The 14,437-nt window shown below is 60.4% G+C and carries 19 protein-coding genes and 1 tRNA gene; 14 read left to right on the plus strand and 6 right to left on the minus strand.

The features are described 5' to 3' along the window. The first annotated feature begins 2 nt into the window (after positions 1-2). From FFS45_RS37000 to FFS45_RS37010, 3 genes are read left to right on the plus strand one after another with little or no spacing between them, the layout of a single operon-like run. Entirely contained in the window at positions 3-1,307 is a 1,305-nt protein-coding gene (locus FFS45_RS37000; protein WP_137959591.1) for a hypothetical protein, read from the plus strand. A gap of 11 nt (positions 1,308-1,318) precedes the next feature. Continuing rightward, entirely contained in the window at positions 1,319-1,504 is a 186-nt protein-coding gene (locus FFS45_RS37005) for a hypothetical protein (RefSeq protein ID WP_137959592.1), read from the plus strand. Positions 1,505-1,564: 60 nt separating this feature from the next. Continuing rightward, the gene (locus tag FFS45_RS37010; RefSeq protein WP_249363082.1) at positions 1,565-2,665 is read left to right on the plus strand and encodes a class I SAM-dependent methyltransferase; all 1,101 of its coding nucleotides are present in this window, start codon (positions 1,565-1,567) and stop codon (positions 2,663-2,665) included. A gap of 19 nt (positions 2,666-2,684) precedes the next feature. On the opposite strand, the gene FFS45_RS37015 is transcribed toward FFS45_RS37010, so the two are convergent. Then, on the minus strand, positions 2,685-4,340 hold the full coding sequence (locus FFS45_RS37015) for a GDSL-type esterase/lipase family protein (RefSeq protein ID WP_171029863.1): 1,656 nt from the start codon (positions 4,338-4,340) through the stop codon (positions 2,685-2,687). A gap of 2 nt (positions 4,341-4,342) precedes the next feature. Then, complete coding sequence (locus FFS45_RS42000; protein WP_171029864.1) at positions 4,343-4,642, minus strand: hypothetical protein; 300 nt, start codon at positions 4,640-4,642, stop codon at positions 4,343-4,345. 199 nt (positions 4,643-4,841) lie between these two features. On the opposite strand from FFS45_RS42000, the gene FFS45_RS37020 reads away from it, so the two are divergent. From FFS45_RS37020 to FFS45_RS37050, 7 genes are read left to right on the plus strand one after another with little or no spacing between them, the layout of a single operon-like run. Next, positions 4,842-5,279: a hypothetical protein gene (locus tag FFS45_RS37020; RefSeq protein WP_137959594.1), complete on the plus strand. Its 438-nt coding sequence runs from the start codon at positions 4,842-4,844 to the stop codon at positions 5,277-5,279. Beyond that, on the plus strand, positions 5,276-5,731 hold the full coding sequence (locus tag FFS45_RS37025; RefSeq protein ID WP_137959595.1) for a glucosaminidase domain-containing protein: 456 nt from the start codon (positions 5,276-5,278) through the stop codon (positions 5,729-5,731). The genes FFS45_RS37020 and FFS45_RS37025 overlap by 4 nt, the downstream gene beginning before the upstream one ends. 55 nt (positions 5,732-5,786) lie before the next feature. Then, on the plus strand, positions 5,787-6,353 hold the full coding sequence (locus FFS45_RS37030) for a hypothetical protein (protein ID WP_137959596.1): 567 nt from the start codon (positions 5,787-5,789) through the stop codon (positions 6,351-6,353). Continuing rightward, a complete protein-coding gene (locus FFS45_RS37035) occupies positions 6,350-6,577 on the plus strand; it encodes a hypothetical protein (RefSeq protein WP_137959597.1) in 228 nt (75 codons plus the stop codon). The genes FFS45_RS37030 and FFS45_RS37035 overlap by 4 nt, the downstream gene beginning before the upstream one ends. Further along, on the plus strand, positions 6,574-6,873 hold the full coding sequence (locus FFS45_RS37040) for a hypothetical protein (protein WP_137959598.1): 300 nt from the start codon (positions 6,574-6,576) through the stop codon (positions 6,871-6,873). The genes FFS45_RS37035 and FFS45_RS37040 overlap by 4 nt, the downstream gene beginning before the upstream one ends. 9 nt (positions 6,874-6,882) lie before the next feature. Next, positions 6,883-7,350 carry a hypothetical protein gene (locus FFS45_RS37045; protein WP_137959599.1) on the plus strand — a complete coding sequence of 156 codons (468 nt, stop codon included), beginning with the start codon at positions 6,883-6,885 and terminating at the stop codon, positions 7,348-7,350. Then, positions 7,347-8,174: a patatin-like phospholipase family protein gene (locus FFS45_RS37050; RefSeq protein ID WP_137959600.1), complete on the plus strand. Its 828-nt coding sequence runs from the start codon at positions 7,347-7,349 to the stop codon at positions 8,172-8,174. The genes FFS45_RS37045 and FFS45_RS37050 overlap by 4 nt, the downstream gene beginning before the upstream one ends. Positions 8,175-8,269: 95 nt before the next feature. On the opposite strand, the gene FFS45_RS37055 is transcribed toward FFS45_RS37050, so the two are convergent. Continuing rightward, positions 8,270-8,345, minus strand: a tRNA-His gene (locus FFS45_RS37055). Between the two features lie 92 nt (positions 8,346-8,437). Next, the gene (gene dusA, locus FFS45_RS37060) at positions 8,438-9,439 is read right to left on the minus strand and encodes a tRNA dihydrouridine(20/20a) synthase DusA (RefSeq protein WP_137959601.1); all 1,002 of its coding nucleotides are present in this window, start codon (positions 9,437-9,439) and stop codon (positions 8,438-8,440) included. Positions 9,440-9,795: 356 nt separating this feature from the next. Here dusA and FFS45_RS37065 point away from each other — a divergent pair, with 356 nt between their 5' ends. Further along, the gene (locus FFS45_RS37065) at positions 9,796-10,062 is read left to right on the plus strand and encodes a hypothetical protein (RefSeq protein WP_137959602.1); all 267 of its coding nucleotides are present in this window, start codon (positions 9,796-9,798) and stop codon (positions 10,060-10,062) included. Between the two features lie 148 nt (positions 10,063-10,210). Here the strand turns inward: FFS45_RS37065 and FFS45_RS37070 are convergent, their stop codons facing one another. Then, entirely contained in the window at positions 10,211-10,408 is a 198-nt protein-coding gene (locus FFS45_RS37070; RefSeq protein WP_137959603.1) for a hypothetical protein, read from the minus strand. 348 nt (positions 10,409-10,756) lie between these two features. On the opposite strand from FFS45_RS37070, the gene FFS45_RS37075 reads away from it, so the two are divergent. From FFS45_RS37075 to FFS45_RS37085, 3 genes are all read left to right on the plus strand, one after another. Beyond that, positions 10,757-12,283: a sulfotransferase gene (locus FFS45_RS37075; protein ID WP_137959604.1), complete on the plus strand. Its 1,527-nt coding sequence runs from the start codon at positions 10,757-10,759 to the stop codon at positions 12,281-12,283. A gap of 42 nt (positions 12,284-12,325) precedes the next feature. Continuing rightward, positions 12,326-12,946 carry an adenylyl-sulfate kinase gene (gene cysC / locus FFS45_RS37080; RefSeq protein WP_137959605.1) on the plus strand — a complete coding sequence of 207 codons (621 nt, stop codon included), beginning with the start codon at positions 12,326-12,328 and terminating at the stop codon, positions 12,944-12,946. Between the two features lie 210 nt (positions 12,947-13,156). Next, positions 13,157-13,744, plus strand: coding sequence for a trimeric intracellular cation channel family protein (locus FFS45_RS37085; RefSeq protein WP_249363083.1), 588 nt, complete (start codon positions 13,157-13,159; stop codon positions 13,742-13,744). Between the two features lie 114 nt (positions 13,745-13,858). On the opposite strand, the gene FFS45_RS37090 is transcribed toward FFS45_RS37085, so the two are convergent. Continuing rightward, positions 13,859-14,437, minus strand: a 579-nt coding sequence (locus FFS45_RS37090; protein WP_137959607.1) for an ATP-binding cassette domain-containing protein, incomplete at its 5' end; no start/stop codon positions are given.

The raw sequence follows: 14,437 nt of genomic DNA on the forward strand, positions 1-14,437 counted from the left end.
TCATGGACCGTCTGATTGCTACGAACTCGGTACCGTTTGCGAGTGCAGATACCGCGCCCGCGACAGGAACGCCTCAATATGCCACCACCGGCAATCCTGCTACGAGCACGCCGCCGACAGTGTTCCCCGCCTATGCGTGGAACATGCTTCAGGATGAGATTTACAACGTCATCATCGCAGCAGGGCTAACGCCGAATCGCAATGCATGGAATCAGCTGCTCACAGCGATTCAATCGATGCTGCAGGGGAGCACGACGAACGTAGGTGTCGATACCGGTACTGCGAATGCATATGTTGTTGCATTCACGCCTGCATTGACCGCTCCGATTCCCTGGGTGCCTTTCTGGATCAAGGTTGCGCACGCGAACACCGGCGCGTCGACGCTCAATGCAACCGGAACGGTAGAGCCGCTCGTTGGCGGTGCGCATCTCGCGCTGCAGGGGGGCGAGATGGTCGCGAACGGGAATGCACTTATCTACTGGAACCCGACTCTCGCGGCCGGCGCCGGATCGTATGTGCTGCTGTTTTGCTCGGGCGCGCCCGAACAGATCGCACCGGCCAGCGCGCCCGAGCATGCCGCGCAGATGCAGCAGATGATTGGCGTAGTTGGTTCCGTTCGAAACCTGAAGGCTTCGCTAAATGCTGCCGGTACAAGTTTGACGCTTACCGCAGACGAAGTAGGGGTGAAATCGGCGCTCGGCGGCCCGGCGCAGATGCTTGCGAACTTCAATCAGACGGTGTCGACCACGGTCTCGGGTATCGGCGGCGTCGTCGGCACCGCGCTCGCCGCGAGTGGTTTCGCTGGAGTCTACGCGGCATGGAATCCGACCACGCAGACGCAAGGCGCATTCATCGTCAATGCGAACTCGCTGGCACCGAACGTTGCGGTGTCGCCTCCGGCGGGCTGGGTATCAACGGGTTTGATTTCGGTGTGGCCGCTGAATGCAAGCACGCAGTTTATCGCGGCCTTTCAGAACGCTCGACGCATTCGCTTTGCGGCCGTCTATTTTCTTTCGTCTAGTAGCACGCCAGCGTCACCAACTTCGCTTGCGCTAACCGCCATTCCGGTGAACGCAAAAAAAGTGCGCGGATATTTCGCATTTCAATCAACAACGACGACATCAAGCATCACCTGCGCGATTAGTGCGACGAATCCTTTTATGGATGTCATTAGCATTCAGGGTATCGGGCAGAGTGGTTTTCCGTTCGAAATTGATTTGCAGACTGCGCAGACCGTATATTGGCAAGCAGCGAATGCTGCTGGCACGTTCGGGGTGAACGCGCTTATTACGGGCTACGAGATTTAAGGAACTACGCCATGACGACATTAAACGTGCAGTTCGCCGATTCCACCGATGAGACGATCATCTCGATATTCGGGTGTGCCCAAGACACGACGGTCTATCCAAACCAAGGTACTATCGATACTTCGGACGCTCGATACAAAACGTATTTCGCCACGCTGCCGGAATCTGTTCAGCCGACCCTCCCCAGCCCGCAGTAAGGTACTGATTACAGGACAATTTCCAAGTCTTACTAAATTTCCTGTAGGATGCCGAGCCAGATGATGACTCTAGGCACACACAGGGAAGATATGGGAAATCAGTTTCGCTCTCTCGCCAAGCGGTTCGTCGTGCGGATTCCTCCGATCAAGGCGCTGCTCGACAGTAGGCAAACGCTTCTTGACGAAAGGGATGACGTCGTCGCCGAGCGGCGGCATTTGGAAGAGGCGTACGGAGCGCTGGAGACATCGCATAAGCGCCTCGAGGAAGAAATTACACGTCTTAAAGACGAGATACAGAAAGGCCATGACAGACTGAGTCTGTTCGGCCCCGATCGGCCGCATGTCCCCAACGGACATTTCTACTCCCCTGTCCCTTCGCAGGTCGAGCTGCGTAGTGATGAAGATCGCATCTTTGTGCCATTTCCCCGCATCCTTCCTGGGATCGATTTGCGGGAGAACGAGCAATTAAATTTGCTCGATGCTTTCGCGACGATGTACCACGATTTGCCGTTCACAGAAAAAAAGCAGAAAGAGTTTCGTTACTACTACGATAACTCTGCGTATAGCTATACGGACGCGATCTTTCTCAATTCGATGATTCGGCACGTCAAGCCGAAGCGCATAGTCGAGGTAGGGTCCGGTTTTTCTTCGTGCATGACTCTTGATACGAATGAAATCTGGTTCAACAATAGTATTGACTGTACGTTCATTGAACCGTATCCAAAACTGCTGAACTCACTGATAAAAGACGAAGACAAGGGCAGAATAAGGGTGCTTGAATCTAGGGTGCAGGATGTTGACCTGGATTGTATACGAGCACTGGAGAGAGACGATATTCTTTTCATCGATTCGACTCATGTGAGCAAGATTGGCAGTGACGTGAATCGGATTGTGTTCGAAATATTGCCGCTCTTGACCTCAGGCGTATATGTGCATTTTCACGACATATTCTATCCTTTCGAATACCCGAAAGAATGGGCGTTCGAAGGGCGCGCATGGAACGAAGCCTACATCCTGCACGCATTCCTTCAGCACAATTCAGAATTCGAGATCGTCGCGTTTAACAGGTTTCTGCTGCATTTTCACCGAGATTTTTTCGAGCGGAAGATGCCTCTTTGCCTGAAAAATCTCGGTGCCAACATCTGGTTGAGAAGGAAGTAGCTCGATCCCAGAACAGCCCCTAACTTGCGGATAATTTGACCGTCAGGCGGCCGATGTGCCCGTTGACATTCTGCGACTGGCTCGATGTCCCGCTGGCGCCAAAGAACACATAGTACGTCCCATCGTTGTTGCCGGTTGGCACTGGCGTTGGATCGCACATTAGAGCCTGCGCCCAACCAGGAATCATCTGCGCAGGCACCAGCGGTCCACGCTTCGTCCAGTTGACGCCGTCGGGGGACGTAGCCCATCCGAGCGAACGCTTCATGTCCTTGTTGGCCGTGAAAATCATGAAGTACAGGCCATCCTGATACACGATGGACGGTTCTGCATCACCGACATCATCAAAGTCACCGGGCGCGCCGTTGGCAAACAGCGGTTGCGCGTCCTTCGTCCAGTTGACGCCGTCCGTCGACGTGGCGCGCGCCATCGTGAAACTGTAGTCATGCGTCACCGCCGAGTAGTACATCCAGTATTGGTTGCCGACCTGAAGCACATACGGATCGCTTGTGTACAGGTCGTCATAGGAACCGGCCGGCCCGGCCGCAATAACCGGATTCGGCTGCATCGTGAAATTGATGCCATCGGGCGACGTGGCGAGTCCGATTTGCTGATGGCCGTCTGCCGATTCTCCCTGGAAGTACATGAACATCTGGCCGTTGACCACGATGTTGCTGCCGTTGGCAGCGATGTACTGAGTTGTCCAGTCGCCGATCGAGAGGACTGGAGTAGCTCGTTTGTTCCAGGTCAGGCCGTTGTCAGTCGAGGTGGCATAACCGGTTTGCCATACGGTACCGTCCCAGCCAGAGTAGTAGTTGATCAGGTTCCCCCCGAACTGGATCACGGAGGGGTTGAGAACGTCCTGCGAGTCCCATGCGCCGGCCGCGCCCGGCGACAAAACCGGATTCGCTTCGAGTGCGGTTACCTGCGCATACGGTTGTGCCAGCACATCGACCGGCGACGAGGCTACCGACTGGCTGCCGGAAACGAGTTGCGCGAGGACCGGAGCCTCGTTGTTGGCCTTCCACTGGTACATGGTCGCGTCCGGATGCTCACCGTCCGGAAGATGTTGCTGCCATTCAGGCGTAAGGCTGATCTGGGCCCAGTCGTCGATCACGGTTGCGCCGTATTGATCGGCAACCTGAAAAGCAGCGGCGCGATATCGCCTCAGCAAATCATCGCTCGCTGACGTTTCCGGGTTGGTCGTCATGATGACGACGCGCTTGCCAGCGGCTTGCGCGGTCTGGACGGCTTGAGCCAAGAGGTCAGCGAAACCGTCCTGAGTCTCGCCGTCGTTGAGCCCAAAATTGAGCGTCACGATTTGGGCCGACGACTTTGCCATCTGTTGTGCCCAGGTCAGCGCAAATCCGTGGCCGCTATTCAGGAGGTCGCCGAGGGTCGTGCCGGCCACGCCGTTATTCGTCACGGCCACGCGGGTACCGAATTGTTTCTGCAGGAGCGCTTGCACCGCGCTCGGCTCGGTCGTAGAGGCGAGCGCATATCCAGCAACTGGACAGGAGCTCAGCAGAGTCGTGCTCGAGGTGAATGTGCAGCCGACCGTCGTCGAGTCGCCGTACTCTTCAATGAGGACTTGCGGAGCGCTCGCCGATGAACTGACGGCTGCCGCAGATTGGCTACCACCGCCGCCACAAGCCGAAAGCGCGCATCCGAGCGTCATCGCTACGGCTGCGGCTCTCCATCGGGCGCCAGGGAATCGGAGGATTTGTCCGGATCGACCACCGCCCCGATTCGGCGCATTTCGTCGAAAACGGCCGCGAGGTAGTACGCAGGCAGCACGGTCATTGCTGCCCCCATGAAGAGGTTCGCCAAGGGCATTCCCTGAGGCTTGTTCTCGTCGACGTATTCCCTCCAACGTCGACTGCTCTTGAGCCCCGTGACTCTGGCCATCTGCGTGCCGGAGTAGCGGAGCCTTTCTTTCCACTCCTTCATCTGTGGAACTGAGGCAGGACGATAGAGCATGGCGAGTTGATCCAAGACGCGCAGGCGCGCGAAAGCAGGCTTTCATGACGGGTTCCTTTCGGATGGCGGCCGCGCGAATGCGCTTCCTATGATGCGAAATGTAGGCGGAATCCGCCTATGTGTCAAGAAAAATGATTCGACCACCGAAGCCGCCTTGAGGGCGGCTTTTTAACGTCTGGATTGCATGGACAACCACCAAATGACCGTTACCAACGTGGAATTGCAGAGCCAGATAACGAGCCTCGATAAAAAGGTCGACGAGCGTCACGTGAATAACACACGGCTGCTCGAGGAAATGGGTCACAAGCTCGATACGCTCATCCAACTGAACGTCGACCAGAAGGTGCAGGCGCAGATCATTACGCAGCTAAGCACGAAGGCGAGGGACCAGGACACCGCGAACAGTGAAATATTCCGCCGGCTCGGTTCCGTCGAGTCGAAGGTCAACGCACACGCATGGGCATGGAAGATCGTCGGTGCTGTGGCGCTCGCGTGCTTGGGCGGTATCGGCTGGATGCTCGCGCAGATGAAGGAGTACTACCACTACGAGGATCGGGTCGACACCCTCGAGTTCCTCGTGCAGGGGCGGGCCTCACCGGTGCTGCCGCCGTCGCAAACTACCTCCGGATCGAAATGACACCACAAGACTTCATCAATGCGATCTCGCCGGCGGCGCGCACGTCGGCCGCAACCACGAAGATCCCGGCCAGCTTTACCGTGGCCGAAGGCGCGCTCGAGTCCGGCTGGGGATCTACGGGGCTAGCCACGGAGGCGATGAACCTGTTCGGCATCAAGGCGGATCCGTCGTGGCACGGACCGACGTGGAGCATGCAGACGCGTGAGTTCCTCAACGGCCAATGGGTGATGGTGCCGGCGCTATGGCGCAAGTACTCCGACTGGCTCGGCTCCATCGGCGATCACGCGCAGTTCCTGCTGACCAATCCACGTTACGCGCCGGCGTTTGCATATGCGAGCGGCGCCACGTTCGCGCAGGCGATTGCGGCGGCCGGCTATGCAACCGACCCGCAGTACGCGGCAAAGATCATCTCGATCATCAAGACCCACAACCTCAGCACGCTCGACAGCTAAGCCGCGCGAGTCCATCCATCACAACCGCCTTCGGGCGGTTTTTTCGTTTACGGCCATGACTGACGTTACCCAGATCCACGAAGAGAAGGAAACCCTGTCCGTCGACGTGCTGCTTCCCGGACACGCGCCGCGAAAAGCAACCGCGCTGTTCGAACGCTCGCGCAAGCAGCTACTCGAGCGGGAGGGCGGCCGCTGCTTCATATCCGGCATGACCGCTGAGGAACTCGGCGCGCCGCTCGAGGCTCATCACCACCCGATCGAGCGCTGCTTCGCCGAGATCATCGACTGGACCGTGTTCTCGGTCGACTGCAAAGCGGGGCACTGGGGCCCGCACGCGCAAGCCTTCGACTGGGACGGCTTTTTCAACGGCGCCAAGGTAATGACCGTCGCCGGCGAGACGCCGCTCCATCCGGGCACGACCTATCAGGTGCCGGTCGATCCGTATCTGTTCGTCGATGACATGACGGTCAACGGTCTGCTCCTCGGCAAGCAGTTCCACACGGCCAAAGACGCCGGCATTCACACGCTGCCTTTTCCGATCTGGCTCGTCCAGAAGTATGCGGTCGAAGGCTATCAGTTCACGCCCACCGAAGTTATTCACCACGACCCGGAGCACCTATGAACCAAACCTCAAGCGTCATCACCGGCGGGGTAACCGTGACGGCGGCTACTCTCGTTCCACTGGTCCAGTGGGCGATTGGAGGCTTCCCGAAGCCCGTTCCGCCCGACATCCCGTATCTGATCGCGGCCGGTCTCGTCACGGGCGCCCACGCCGCATACAACCTCTATGCCGCCCGCTCAGCAGCGAAGGCAGCCGCGGCTAAACCGGCGGCGCCGGCGGCATGATCCGCGCCTCCGTCCTCGCGCTCGCGCTCTCAGGCTGCGCGACCTACAGCGTCGAGCCGTTCTACGACGCCGGCGCAAAGCAGGTGATCTGCTGCAAGGCCACGGTCACCAACTCGAAGAACATCGCGACGGTCAATTTCTTCGCGACCGAATCGAACGGCACCTACGTCATCCGCTTCGCGGAAACCGGCGTGAATGCCGCGGCTCCGATCGCCGCCGCCGCGATCGCTGCGTCAGATGTCTCGGCGGCAGTCACCAGTGCGGCCGTCATGGCTGCGAAATTCGCTCCCAAGTAAAGGATCCCCATGAAGAAGCTACTCGCTGTTTTCGCGGCGGCCGCCGTCGCGCTCGCTATCGCCGCGTGCGGCACGCCGCCGACGCTCACGTTCGCGCAACAGGTCAGCATCGTTTGCGCGGCGACCTCGGCCGAGCTGACCACGCTCCAGGCATCCGGCGTTTTTACGGGTGGCGCGCAGGCCACGCTGACGAAGCAGGTCCAGCCGGACGTGGCCGCAGTTTGCGCAGCTGGCGCCACTGTGACGAAGGCCAATCTGCAAAACCTGGTCAACGCGACGTTGCCGGTGGTTGTGACTGCGGTGGGCAATTCGAACCTGTCGCAGCCCGACAAGACGGCAGCCGTCACGGCAGTCGGTGCTATTGCGACTGGCGTGGGGCTCGCGATTGCGCTCATGCCCGCTGCAGTGCCGACGGCGACCGCGGCCAGTTCTGCGTCTGCCGCATCGGCTCCCACTGCCGGAGCGGCGACGCAATGAGCAAGCCGATCCGCGTTGCTCTCAGCGGATCCGGCTTTCGCCTCGGCGCGCACCTGGGCGCGCTGCAGGCGATCGCGGATGCCGGGTATGAGGTGATCGAGCTGGCCGGCACGTCCGGAGGTTCGATCGTGGCCACGCTGTTCGCGAGCGGCATGCCGCTCGACGTCCTGCGCGAGATGTGCATGACCCTCGACTGGTCGCGGATGATGAGCTTCTCGCCCTGGGCGCTCATCGCGAAGCAGAGCTATAGCTCCGGAAGCGCGCTGCTGCAGTTCCTGGAAAAGCTCACCGATGGAAAGACGTTCGCGGATCTGGCGATCGACCTGAAGGTGATCGCCTCCGACCTGCTGACCGAGAAGGAATATGTATTCGGCCGCGCGTCGACGCCGGCGGCGCCGATCGCGCTCGCAGCTCGAGCATCAGCCAGCATCCCGATCGTGTTCGCACCGGTGGCCTATGAGAACGTCCTCTGCGTCGATGGTGGGTGCGCGGACAACATGCCGGCCGGGAAGCTGACGGTCGACGCCGTGCCGCGCATCGGGATCTACCTCGAGTCCGACGATAGCCCGCTGCTTCCAGGATCCTACGGATTGAAGACGCTGGCGCCCCGCATCATCGATCTGTTACTCGCATCGAACGAGGCCTCGCACATTGCGCTCGATACGAAGGAGGGCGCAACGATCGTTCACGTGCAAACGGGGTATGCGAGTTCGCTCGATCGCAACATGCCGGCGGCGATCCGACAACGCCTTTACGACGATGGTTATTCGGCGACTAAAGCATCGCTCGCAGCCGTTGCCGCAGGGTCGATATCGACGGTTTAAAGCAGGGAGTAAATTCCGAAATTCGATTTTCCGTTCCGAATATCACTATGCGGAAAGAGGCGAATTGCGTAGGAGATTGATGCGAAAGGGGAAAGTGGGGTGGCTGATGGGACTCGAACCCACGACGACAGGAATCACAATCCTGGACTCTACCAACTGAGCTACAGCCACCACTGGTACATCTATCTGCTTGGCTCGCCGAGAACTGGCTTGCCGATCGAGAAGCGAGATTATACAAACATGATTTGCGTTTGCCTAGCCCTTTATTCAAACATTTCTGTCGGCTCGCGCAGATGCTGTCTTGCTTCGTCGAAAATGGCGAGATCGCGTGCTGCCAGTTTCTTGTTGTCGGAGAGCACACGACGCCAGCCACGCGCACCCGCCACGCCGCGATACAGCCCGAGCGCGTGGCGCGTGATCGCGCCGAGGAAGGTACCGCGCGCGAGTTCGGCTGCGCAGTATTCGATCAGTTTCGCTTCGGCCTGCTCGCGGGTGAGCGGGGCTCCGGTCGAGCCGTAGAAGCGTGCATCGACATCGGCCAGCACATACGGGTTGTGATAAGCCTCTCGGCCGAGCATCACGCCGTCGACGTGCTGCAGATGCATCTGAACCTCGTCGAGCGTTTTGATGCCGCCGTTGATGATGATCTCGAGCTGCGGGAAATCGCGCTTCAACTGGTAGGCGTAGTCGTACTTGAGTGGTGGAATCTCGCGGTTTTCCTTGGGGCTCAGGCCCTTCAGGATGGCATTGCGCGCATGCACGATGAACACGTCGCAACCTGCGTCCGCAATCGTGCCGACAAAGTCGCGCACGTAGCCATATTCTTCCACCGCGTCGACGCCGATCCGGTGCTTCACCGTCACCGGTACCGACACCGCATCACGCATCGCCTTCACGCAATCGGCGACGAGTTGCGGCTCGTTCATCAGGCACGCGCCGAATGCGCCGCGCTGCACCCGCTCCGAAGGACAGCCGCAATTCAGGTTGATTTCGTCGTAGCCCCATTGTTCGCCGAGCTTCGCCGAGCGCGCGAGATCGTCGGGCTCGCTGCCTCCCAGTTGTAGTGCAACCGGCGCTTCGTCAGGCGTAAACGCCAGATGCCGGGGCACGTCGCCGTGCAGCAGCGCGCCGGTCGTCACCATTTCTGTATACAGCCAGGTATGGCGCGACAGCATGCGATGCAGCGAGCGGCAGTGGCGATCGGTCCAGTCCATCATAGGAGCAACCGAAACGCGACGAGGATTGGCGGGTAGAGCGAGGGACATGTAAGGACAGCCGGCGGCATGAATCAAAACGCAATTTTACCGCAAGCGGACATTCAGCCCGCCATGCCTGCCAGGAACCGTCGCGGGCGCTCGCGCAGGCATGTGACAAATAAAAGAAGGGCCAGAAGAAAATCGGCAGCACCCTTCACACACGCGGTCCCGACCCCATTGTCCGTCACACCGGACAAGGCGCGAGCGGATTGTTTCGACCTCGAGAATAGTAATTTCAGATTATCGATACAAATTATCAATAGTAAGGGAATACACTTATTCTCATCGGCGTTGCAGACGTACCTAACCGGTCCATGTCGCGACGCCTTCCTGAACCGAAGTCTGAAACGAATCCTGGAGTCATGATGAAGAACACGCTTATCGCTGCTTTGCTGGTTGCCGCTTCCGCTACGCTCGCCGCTCCCGCTTTTGCTAGCGGCTATGGCCCCGCACCGTTCTATCGCCCGGCAGTCGGCGCACCGGCATCGCAACAAGGCCAGAACGCGCAGACGGTTGCTGCTGAGCGCGCCGAAGCAAACAGCAACGCATACGGCGGAGTGAACGCCAATTCGTCGCAATCGGGCGCCCGCCAATCGGCCAAGGGTCCGCAATCGGTTTTCTTCGGTCAGTAATCGGGGCCGAGCCGGGCGTCTGCAACGAACGCCCAGCCACAACGCCAGATCGTGCAGGCATCGGCCTGCGCCATCTGGCGTTTTTCATTGTCCGCCGCATCCCGGCAAGTATGCGCCAGTGCACTCCGGACTACCGCGCGACCTTGGATCAATCGCAATCGCCAGACAAATACTGTCTGCCGTTACAGGTGATCTCGACATCGCCGCCCGCGGCTTCCGTCGCCAGTCCCATGCCGAGGAGTTCGGCGGTGACCGCGGGTGAGAGCGGCGGCGCAAGCTGGCCGACGCCCACTTCATTGAGCCGTCGCAATGCCTCGATGGCTTCTGGACTTAGTGACTTCGACATGGCCGTCTCCGTCGTGGTACTCAATTTATCCTAGCACTTTCCATCATCGCCGCAGCGGCGCTTAGCCGTTTCGATGCGGTAAAAGCAGATCCACGCCATCTGTCCCTGCTGTGCCGTATTTCAAGGGCCATCTTGCCCGATCACGCTCGCCTTTGATTTTTTACGCCATTTATCTTCACGTAACAGTTCGTGAAATTTGGAAATTAAGTTATGGCGCATTCCTGCTAACTTTCCGCTCAATGAGCAGGCCGTGAATCGCACGGTTGTGCACGAGACGCACAGCTCGCGTCTCGCGCACTGCGCCTTTCAGTTTCCAGCAATAACATCAGCAATAACATCTGGCCGTCCATGACGCACGATACACAGCCGGCTACCGCGGACGAGTGGTTCGCCCGCGGCAATGCCTGCGCCGAACGCGGCGAGTTCGAAAGCGCCCTCGACTGCTATGAACAGGTGCGCCTCGAGCGGCCCGCGGACCCGGGTGTGTACAACAACCTCGGTTCGACCTTTGTCAGGATGGAGCGCTTTCCGGAAGCCTTGCAGTGCTACTGGCAGGCGCGCTCGCTCGACCCGAACAACGCCGATATCCACCATAACCTCGGGTGGGTTCTCGAGCAGATGCACCGCCTCGACGAGGCGGTACTCAGTTACCAGAAGGCAGTACAACTGGGTAAGCTCGTCGACGGTTCGTACAACAACATGGCAAATTGCCTGCAGTCGCTTGGACGGTTCGACGAGGCCCACGCGGCCTACCGTCGTGCGATCGAGATTGCGCCGCAGAGCATGGTGTATTACCGGAATTTCGTGCAGTCGAAGCGCATGACGCCCGACGACCCGTGTTTCGTCTCGTTGCAGCAACTGGCCGCGCATGCCGATTCGCTGAGCCCCGACAATCAGGCGCAACTGCATTTCGCCATGGGCCATGCGTTGGCCGACATGGGGCAGAACGATCGCTCGTTCGAGCATCTGCTGAAAGCCAATGCGATGTATCGCCATAGCGTCAACTACAACGAAGCGATGACGCTGGGCCTGTTCAACGACATCCCCCAGTTGCTGGACGCCGACGTGCTGCGGGCGAAACGCGGGCTCGGCGATCCCTCCGGGTCACCGGTTTTTATTATCGGCATGCCGCGTTCCGGTTCGACGCTGATCGAACAGATTCTGGCGAGCCATCCGCAGGTGTTCGGCGCGGGCGAACGGCCGGATTTCGGCAAGGCGCTGGTGCAGGCTCTCGCCCGTAGCGACGCTGACGATCAAAAGCTCAACTTCGATGCGATGCATGCGGCGAGCGCCGCGCAACTGGTGCCGCTCGGCGCCGATTACGTGCGGCGCATTCGCGCCGAGGTGCCGGATGCGTCGAGCTATCTACGCATTACCGACAAGTACCCGTTCAATTTCATCAACGTCGGACTGATCCATCTGGCGTTGCCGAATGCCCGCTTTATCCATAGCCGGCGTTCGCCGGTGGAAACCTGCCTGTCGATTTACTCGCGGATTTTCCAGGACGTGCCGTTTGGCTATGACCTGGGCGAGCTGGGCCGCTACTACCGTGCCTACGACACATTAATGACGCACTGGCGGCAGGTGCTGCCTGAAGGGGTGATGATCGACGTGCAGTACGAGGATCTCGTCGACGACCTGGAAGGGAACGTGCGCCGCATGCTGGCGCACTGCGGACTTGACTGGGATGAGCGTTGTCTGGCATTTCATCAGACGCAGCGCCAGGTCAACACGGCGAGCGCCTCGCAGGTGCGCACGCCGCTGTTTCGCACCTCGCTGGAGCGCTGGCGTCCTGCGGCAGAGCTGCTTCAGCCGCTCTACGACGGACTCGGGCCGGCATTGCTGGACGCCGGGCGCAAGCAGGGCGCTGCGTGATGCCGGCGCTGCACCAAGATCATGTGATTCGGAGTGCGATCGATGAAACTCGTTGATACGAATCGTACCGCAGGCGCCGCGGTTCTCTGGATGACAGGGTTGTCGGGGGCGGGCAAGTCGACGCTTGCCAATGCGCTGCATGCCTGTCTGAGCGCGGCTGGGCAGCGCTGCGTGGTGCTCGACGGCGATACGCTCAGGCGCGGTCTGAATGCGGACCTCGGTTTCAGCGCCGACGACCGCAGCGAGAACGTGCGGCGGGTCGCGCAGGTGGCGGAGCTATTCAAGCAGCAGGGCTTCATTGTGATTGTCGCGTTGATCTCGCCTGAACGGCAGCATCGCTGCGTGGCGCGCGAAATCGTCGGGGAAGGCTTTAGCGAGGTGTTTATCGCCAGTTCGCTCGCGGTGTGCGAGTCGCGCGATCCCAAGGGTCTGTACGTGCGGGCCCGGCGCGGTGAGATTGCGAACTTCACCGGCGTGTCCGGGCCGTTCGAAGCGCCGGTCGATCCCGATGTCTCGATCGAGACGGACCGGCTCAGCGTCGACGAGGGCGTCGAGCAACTGATTGCGCATCTCGCGGCCATTGGGGCCGTGCCGGATGCGTTGCTCGGGCGCGCTCCTGGAAGTGGCGCGCGCCAGCAGCCGCGAGCGCGCTTCGGCCGCTGAGGCGCGGCAGACGCCGAGGGGTCTGGCGGCGCCATGACTTTACTCGCGGCCCGTCTGCGGCTTGCGCAAAAAACTTCCCCCTTCGGCCCGTTTCCGCTATACCTTTCGACAACTCAGACGAGGGGAGGAGGTAACGGGGCGATGCCAATACTGCCGATAAGTAAAACAAGGACAAAGCCGAATGTCGAAAAGCTCATCTGGGCGGCCGACATGGCGGGCACATTCGTATTCGCAGTCGAAGGGGCGGTCAGCGCGATGCGTGGCGGCCTCGATCTGTTGGGGGTCATGGTCGTATCGTTTGTGGCCGCGCTGGGCGGCGGCGTGATCCGCGACCTGTTGATCGGCGCGACGCCGCCGAACGCGATCCGCGATTGGCGCTATCCGGCCCTGACGTTCGCGGCAGGCCTGCTGACCTTCCTGTTCCGCTCGCTCGCCGAGCCACTGCCGGGCATGCTGGTTACCGTGCTGGACGCCGCGGGCCTTGCGCTATTCGCCGTTGCGGGTGTGGAGAAGGCGCTGCTCTATGGAATTCGTCCGTTTGTCGCGATGCTGATGGGCACCGTCACCGGGGTGGGGGGCGGCGTGATCCGCGACATCCTGCTGGCCCGCGTGCCGTTTGTGCTGCGCACCGATATCTACGCGACGGCGGCCTTTTTCGGTGCGCTGGTGGTGGTCGTGGCGCGCCGCGCGGGACTGCCGCCAGGCGTGGCCGCGTTTGCGGGTGGTGTGGCGTGCTTCGCGTTGCGCCTGACTGCGCTCGCATTCGGTTGGCATCTTCCGAGGGCGACAGGCTATTGAACCAGGCAGTCGGGCACACGTGCGGCTTGTGCGTGAGTGCATCGAGGCGCGTCGCTTCTCAATGCACTGCTCACCGCACTACTCACTGCACTGACCACTTCATTTCTGTCGTCACTACACGCCCGCGCGCCGCTCCACGAAACGCCGCACATAGTCGTCGGCCGGGCGAGTGAGGATCTCGTTCGGCGTGCCTTCCTGCACCAGCGTGCCGTCGCGCAGGATCGCAATGCGGTTGCCAATGCGCAGCGCCTCGTCCAGATCGTGCGTGATGAACACGATGGTCTTGTTCAGCGTGGCCTGCAACTGCAGCAACTGGTCCTGCATTTCCGTACGGATCAGCGGATCGAGCGCGCTGAACGCCTCGTCCATCAGCAGCACGTCGGTGTCGGCGGCGAGCGCGCGAGCGAGGCCCACGCGCTGGCGCATGCCTCCCGACAGTTCATCCGGATAGTGCTCGCCGTAGCCGTTCAGGCCTACCTTGCCGAGCCACGTGCGTGCTTTTTCATTCGCCTCGGCCTTGCCCTCGCCACGGGTGCGCAGCGCGTAGGCCGTGTTGTCGAGCACGGTCTGGTGCGGCAGGAGGCCAAAGTTCTGGAACACCATGCTGACCTTGTAGCGGCGCAGCTCGCGCAGGCCGTGCGGGTTGAGCTTGATGACGTCCGAGCCGTCGATCACGATCTCGCCCGCGGTCGG

The organism is Burkholderia sp. 4M9327F10 (assembly GCF_005503145.1).
Classification (GTDB): domain Bacteria; phylum Pseudomonadota; class Gammaproteobacteria; order Burkholderiales; family Burkholderiaceae; genus Paraburkholderia.

Coding starts and splice junctions, on each gene's coding strand:
- dusA (WP_137959601.1), bottom strand. CDS start 9,439: ATGTCCCTCGCTCTACCCGCCAATCCTCGTCGCGTTTCGGTTGCTCCT.
- FFS45_RS37030 (WP_137959596.1), top strand. CDS start 5,787: ATGACTGACGTTACCCAGATCCACGAAGAGAAGGAAACCCTGTCCGTC.
- FFS45_RS37025 (WP_137959595.1), top strand. CDS start 5,276: ATGACACCACAAGACTTCATCAATGCGATCTCGCCGGCGGCGCGCACG.
- FFS45_RS37040 (WP_137959598.1), top strand. CDS start 6,574: ATGATCCGCGCCTCCGTCCTCGCGCTCGCGCTCTCAGGCTGCGCGACC.
- FFS45_RS37015 (WP_171029863.1), bottom strand. CDS start 4,340: ATGACGCTCGGATGCGCGCTTTCGGCTTGTGGCGGCGGTGGTAGCCAA.
- FFS45_RS42000 (WP_171029864.1), bottom strand. CDS start 4,642: ATGCTCTATCGTCCTGCCTCAGTTCCACAGATGAAGGAGTGGAAAGAA.
- FFS45_RS37000 (WP_137959591.1), top strand. CDS start 3: ATGGACCGTCTGATTGCTACGAACTCGGTACCGTTTGCGAGTGCAGAT.
- FFS45_RS37050 (WP_137959600.1), top strand. CDS start 7,347: ATGAGCAAGCCGATCCGCGTTGCTCTCAGCGGATCCGGCTTTCGCCTC.
- FFS45_RS37010 (WP_249363082.1), top strand. CDS start 1,565: ATGATGACTCTAGGCACACACAGGGAAGATATGGGAAATCAGTTTCGC.
- FFS45_RS37065 (WP_137959602.1), top strand. CDS start 9,796: ATGAAGAACACGCTTATCGCTGCTTTGCTGGTTGCCGCTTCCGCTACG.
- FFS45_RS37005 (WP_137959592.1), top strand. CDS start 1,319: ATGACGACATTAAACGTGCAGTTCGCCGATTCCACCGATGAGACGATC.
- FFS45_RS37085 (WP_249363083.1), top strand. CDS start 13,157: ATGGCGGGCACATTCGTATTCGCAGTCGAAGGGGCGGTCAGCGCGATG.
- FFS45_RS37070 (WP_137959603.1), bottom strand. CDS start 10,408: ATGTCGAAGTCACTAAGTCCAGAAGCCATCGAGGCATTGCGACGGCTC.
- FFS45_RS37075 (WP_137959604.1), top strand. CDS start 10,757: ATGACGCACGATACACAGCCGGCTACCGCGGACGAGTGGTTCGCCCGC.
- cysC (WP_137959605.1), top strand. CDS start 12,326: ATGAAACTCGTTGATACGAATCGTACCGCAGGCGCCGCGGTTCTCTGG.
- FFS45_RS37035 (WP_137959597.1), top strand. CDS start 6,350: ATGAACCAAACCTCAAGCGTCATCACCGGCGGGGTAACCGTGACGGCG.
- FFS45_RS37045 (WP_137959599.1), top strand. CDS start 6,883: ATGAAGAAGCTACTCGCTGTTTTCGCGGCGGCCGCCGTCGCGCTCGCT.
- FFS45_RS37020 (WP_137959594.1), top strand. CDS start 4,842: ATGACCGTTACCAACGTGGAATTGCAGAGCCAGATAACGAGCCTCGAT.